The following is a 5,082-nucleotide window of genomic DNA, read 5'->3' as shown; positions in this document are numbered from 1 at the left end:
GGAATTGACTTAGGAATTAGTAGCCTTGTGATTACCAGCAATGGCGATAAAGTATCTAATCCCAAGCATTTTAACAAGCATTATCGGAGACTGCGAAAAGCGCAAAAAAATCTGTCTAGAAAACAGAAAGGCTCAAAGAATCGAGAAAAAGCAAGAATCAAAGTAGCAAGAATTCACGCTCAAATCACCGATAGTAGAAAAGACCATTTACACAAGCTAACCACTCAATTAGTTCGGGAAAACCAAACGATTGTGGTTGAGAATTTAGCCGTTAAGAATATGGTCAAAAACCCGAAATTATCTCAGGCAATATCTGATGTAAGCTGGGGAGAAATAACTCGACAATTAGCCTACAAATGCCGTTGGTATGGGAGAAACTACATCGAAATAGATAGATGGTTTCCTAGCTCTAAAAGGTGTAGTAATTGTGGGCATATTGCCCTTGAAAATGCCGTTAAATGTTCGAGAATGGGACTGTCCAGACTGTGGGACTCACCATGACCGAGATATTAACGCTAGTAAAAACATTTTGGCCGCAGGGCTTGCGGTGTCAGTCTGTAGAGCGACTATAAGACCAGAATAGAGTAAATCTGTTAAGGCAGGTGCGGAACCCCGCAAGGGAAAGAAGCAGAAACCTAAATCGTGAGGTTTGGGAATCGCCGTCCGTTTTACGGCGGCGAGGATGTCAAGGTATTGGTCGGCGAAAAATGAAAGTTAAACGAGTTTTGGACTAAATATTTATGCAAACACCAGCATCTAACATTGAATTTGCTATCTGTATTACCGCTGAAGAAGGCGGAGATTTAGAGGTTTGTAAACTTTATCAAGTGTTACCTGATGCTAAAGCGCAAGAGGTGGGATGTTTGCGAGTGATTGATGAATCTGGCGAAGATTATTTGTACCCAGAAAATCATTTTGTCATAATAAAACTTCCTGAAACGGTACAAGTCCAGTTATTAGCAGTCCGCCCTTAAATAGCGAGTAAATTATCTGGGCGTTGCTGATAATAAACGACTTAAGCTGCAATACTGACCTTAGAAGTGATCGCCCTCTATAAATATAGCGTGATAGCTTTTTTGGTGTTAGAATAAAGGAAACCATAGTGTTTTGATTGGCTGAGACTTTTTATGCAATCTGATCTTTTCCAGACGACTCAACCTGCTTCAGATGAAGAGATTAAACAAGCGATCGCATCTGCAGCTGAGGAACTCTTAAGGCAGCTTAATCCAGATTATCTCATTTGTCAGGAAACATCGGTCATTCGCTTTGCAGATATCCCTCTTTCTGAACAGCAGGCACTAGAGCAAGCGTTAGCAGAACAAGCGCAGGGTAAAATTATCAAACATCGATTTTAACGTAAGAGGGCGTATGATATCTGGTTGTCCTTAAGCACTAGAGACTTTTTGAGCAATTTAAAACAAAATGATCCTGAAACTTATCACAAAATCCGCGATCTGTTGCATGATTGATCACTCCAGAGAGAAGATTTTAAAACAGGCACTCCCGAAAGAATTGAAGTATTTATTGTTAACCATCTAAAAGTTTATTATAGAATAATACATCGCTTAAAAAGTATTGATGTTATTGATGTTATTGACCTGACAGGGGGACAAGAGCGGCTAGAACGTAGATAGAACAAGCTCTATAGCCCTTTGCCCTTTGAGGTAATCCTTCAACCGATAGCGGCTAATTTGCATTAGCTCTTCGATACTTTTTTGGAAAATTTGATATAGTTGAAGCCAATTATGGAGATGCTGACCCACGTAAAAACTACTGTGTCGGCGCTGACCTTTATATTTTTTCAGCAATTCTCATTTTGAAATAAATAGAGCATTAACCCCGATTTTGGAAGGCAAAATATAGTAGAAAGTGACTATTTTTCAGGGAGAGGCGATCACTAAAAAAACAATTGGTTGGACAAATTAAATATAAATACTCAAGCAATCAAAGGGATTGGCTGAGAAAGAACGGGGTAAATTCAGGAAGATAGTTCTGTTTTTAGAATAGGGAATTCAAGGGAAATAAAAATTGATAATTAGGGTTTGCGGCAAAAAGTTTTTCCTGGGGGCAGGGGGGGTGTGGGGTTTTACCGATTTTGAGGTAGTCAGTTACCTAATTTTCAGGGAAAAAGTCCAGGAATTTTACCCCCGATCACTCCAATGGTAGGCACTTTTTGAGGGAAAAAAAGTCTAAAAGCCTTATCCAACAAGGTTTTTAGATTTATTCAGCCAGCCCTAAATAAGAATCATAAAAATAAGTAGGGTTATTCTGTAACCCTTTTAGGAGACGACTTATATTCTCACGAACCTGTTTGTGAATTAGCAGTAAAACAAGGTTATAATTTTATTTTTGTTTGTTGGGAAACGTCGCCTAAAACTTTATATGAATGGCTAGAATTTTTAGAAAAAAGTGGAGAAGTTACGAACGTTGAAAAGAAACAATGGGATGGGCGAAAAAATCTAATTCATAATTCATAATTCATAATTCATAATTCCCTCTCCCTTCTAGTCTTAACGGGTTACTCCATCCACCACCGGACGGATATCGCTACCCTCAAAATAGCCGGGGTTGCCTGTCCAGTTGAAATCCGAAACGCGGATGTTGAGTATTCCCAACTGCAGCACCGGGTTATAGCGCAAAATTAAACTATAGGTGCGACGACTCCATTCGAGAAAATATTCTGTACTGATTTCCTTAGCTTGATCGATACTATAAATACTCTGGAAACCCACACGAATCGGACCATATACCTGTTGAGTTATACTATATGAGATTGTTTGTTGATCAACAAAGCGATCGAAGAAAAAGGGTGATTGTCCGTTAACCAAACCCTGACTAAAACTGATATTAAACCCGGTATAGTCGAAAAAATTGCGGGAAAAACGCCCAAACTGTCCTAATAATCCCACGGTTCCCGTGACGGAATTTTGCGTCTCTCCATTAGTGTAATAACTGGTGACACCAGTGACACCAGTGACAATAGCAATATAGGGTTGAACGGGAAGAGGAGAAAATCTTAAACCTTGGTCGGGAGTCGGTGGTAAAGTAAGGGCAGACCAGAGTAAAAAACTGCGATTGAGGGAGACAGCGCCCTGAAAACGGCTTAAATTAGTAACATTATCCGTTGCATTGGCCGCTAAGAGATTACTGCGATCGGTGGGTGCGTTGACATTCTGAACAGAAGCTTGATAACTGAGTCTAATATCCGTATTGGGGACGACAATCACCGGTGAGGTCAAAATTGCCCCAAAACTGCTATTAACCGTCTGAAACCCCAAAGAACCGTTAAAGAGACGCTCGCGATAATTGTACTCCACATTGAGCAGATAGGGATCCTGCAACTGTCCGATCGTCTGTTGAAAGCGAATTTTAGAACGAACACTATTTTCGATCTGTTCCAAATCTAAATTAGAAAAAGAAGCTGTCGCTTGCAAAAACGAGCGCTCGCCAAAATTAGTGGCAAAATTGCCCAATAAACCAAAAGCTTTCGGACTAAGGGGTGAAACTTCACCACCTCCGGGGTTAGCTGAGGGAAAAGCATCGGGATTGAGGACTTTTTGAATTAAATATTGGGGTGTCAACTCAAAAAGAGTCTTCGGTGTCTCCACTAAAGTTAGGGGACTTTCTACGAAAAATCCGCCCCGATCCTCTCCATCATAGCCCGGAGCAATTAAAAAAGGACGACGACGACGGCGATCGAAGGTAAGACTATTAATAAAAGTGGGTGCCACTACCCGTTGATCGAAAACCAACTGGGAATTACTCATCCGCAACTCATCGGTAAAGGGGCCGCTACTGCGAAAAGTGGCGGAATTAGCCCGAACTTCCAACTCAGGAGGGGAAAAAGGGTCATTAGTCAGACGCACATTAGTGGCATTCCACACCTTACCATCAAAATTCAAGCGTTCGGCCTGAAAACGGACACGATTAATCGTTCCCCCCGATGGACTACTAATATTCTGTCGATCGCGCCGACTGGGATCCTGTCCCCCGACGACAAATTGAAAACCCTCTCCCGTGGTAATTCTCTGCAAGGGTTGATTTAATGCCAAACGATCGGTTAGGGTTGCAAAAGAACTACCGGCCCCCACATCCGTGGGCAGCGTTTGTCCTAAATCCCTAGCGGTGCTGGGTTGAAAAATCTCCCCATTAGCATTAAATACCACACCGCTATCCTGGACGAAATAATACTCGAAGCGATCGCCGCGCAGGATTTGATCTCCCCGGGTTAGGATCACCTGGCCCTCCGCTACTGCTAACTTTTCGGGAAGATTAATCTGTAAGCGATCGGCCGTTAGTACACTTTGGGCAAAACGCAGGGTGACATTACCTCTAGCGGTGATAATCTGCCGATTTTGGTCAAATTCCTGCTCATCGGCCACCAATTCCATGGGTCTTTCCCCTTCTGGATTAGCGGCCTGAGCTAGGCCGTTATTGAGGGAAATCAAGTATTCTTGGCTGGTTTTTTCGCCTTTTTTCCGCACTAATAGCCGAGTTGAGCCATTTTTCTGGTTAAGAGCTTTTTGATTTAATCCTGAAACTATCTCGGTTTCGGGATGAATGGTGACACCAACGGCCGCGGGGGGTGGAGAATTCTGGACAGAAAGGGGTTTTCCTAAAGCTGCCGCATCACCCGCACTGCTAGGTAATGGTTTTAAGGGAATACCCTCATCGGGAACCAAGGGTTTTACCTCGACGGTTTCCGGGGGTGGAGTGACGGTGAGGGGAATAGAAACGCTCTCTTCTGAAGGCTTTTTTGCCTCTAGAGGTGCTGGGGTGACAGGGAGGGGAACTACAGACGTGGGACTATTTTCAGAAACTTGGCGCTCCTCTGTTTCGGGTTCAGCTACAGTATTAATCAGGGCAGGTGGTTCAACAGCTAAGAGAAAAAAAGACATGACTGCACGAGTCGGCGATCAAAATAGAGGACGAGTGAACCTCATTGACATCCTCGCCGCCCTAAAAGTGCGGCGATTCCTAAACCTCACGATTTAAGTTTCTGCTTCCACCACCGTCGCATACCACAGTTAAAAAACCATGTACTGTCTTACACAGAGTCCACAGACTTTCGCCCCATTTCAG

Annotated in this window: 3 protein-coding genes and 2 pseudogenes; 4 read left to right on the top strand and 1 reads right to left on the bottom strand. The window is 42.9% G+C overall.

Annotated elements, in window-relative coordinates:
• The 4 genes and pseudogenes from O9300_RS11730 to O9300_RS11715 all read left to right on the top strand — a co-directional run.
• A pseudogene (locus tag O9300_RS11730) lies at positions 1-646 on the top strand (RNA-guided endonuclease TnpB family protein); the annotation flags it as partial.
• 94 nt (positions 647-740) lie between these two features.
• Positions 741-974 (top strand): hypothetical protein, encoded by a 234-nt coding sequence (locus tag O9300_RS11725; protein WP_002745620.1) that lies wholly within the window; start codon positions 741-743, stop codon positions 972-974.
• Positions 975-1,127: 153 nt separating this feature from the next.
• Positions 1,128-1,355 carry a hypothetical protein gene (locus O9300_RS11720; RefSeq protein WP_287971785.1) on the top strand — a complete coding sequence of 76 codons (228 nt, stop codon included), beginning with the start codon at positions 1,128-1,130 and terminating at the stop codon, positions 1,353-1,355.
• A gap of 879 nt (positions 1,356-2,234) precedes the next feature.
• Positions 2,235-2,468 (top strand): annotated as a pseudogene (locus O9300_RS11715) (ISNCY family transposase); the annotation flags it as partial.
• 42 nt (positions 2,469-2,510) lie between these two features.
• On the opposite strand, the gene O9300_RS11710 reads toward O9300_RS11715, so the two are convergent.
• Complete coding sequence (locus O9300_RS11710; protein WP_287971784.1) at positions 2,511-4,898, bottom strand: DUF3769 domain-containing protein; 2,388 nt, start codon at positions 4,896-4,898, stop codon at positions 2,511-2,513.
• Positions 4,899-5,082 lie beyond the last annotated feature (184 nt).

The sequence above is a fragment of the Microcystis sp. LE19-195.1E genome (assembly GCF_027532095.1).
GTDB classification, from domain to species: domain Bacteria; phylum Cyanobacteriota; class Cyanobacteriia; order Cyanobacteriales; family Microcystaceae; genus Microcystis; species Microcystis aeruginosa.
This window is presented reverse-complemented; position numbering and strand designations above follow the sequence as displayed.

Bases quoted from the DNA above. Each gene is read 5' to 3' on its own strand.
- O9300_RS11725 (WP_002745620.1), top strand. From the start codon at position 741: ATGCAAACACCAGCATCTAACATTGAATTTGCTATCTGTATTACCGCT.
- O9300_RS11720 (WP_287971785.1), top strand. From the start codon at position 1,128: ATGCAATCTGATCTTTTCCAGACGACTCAACCTGCTTCAGATGAAGAG.
- O9300_RS11710 (WP_287971784.1), bottom strand. From the start codon at position 4,898: ATGTCTTTTTTTCTCTTAGCTGTTGAACCACCTGCCCTGATTAATACT.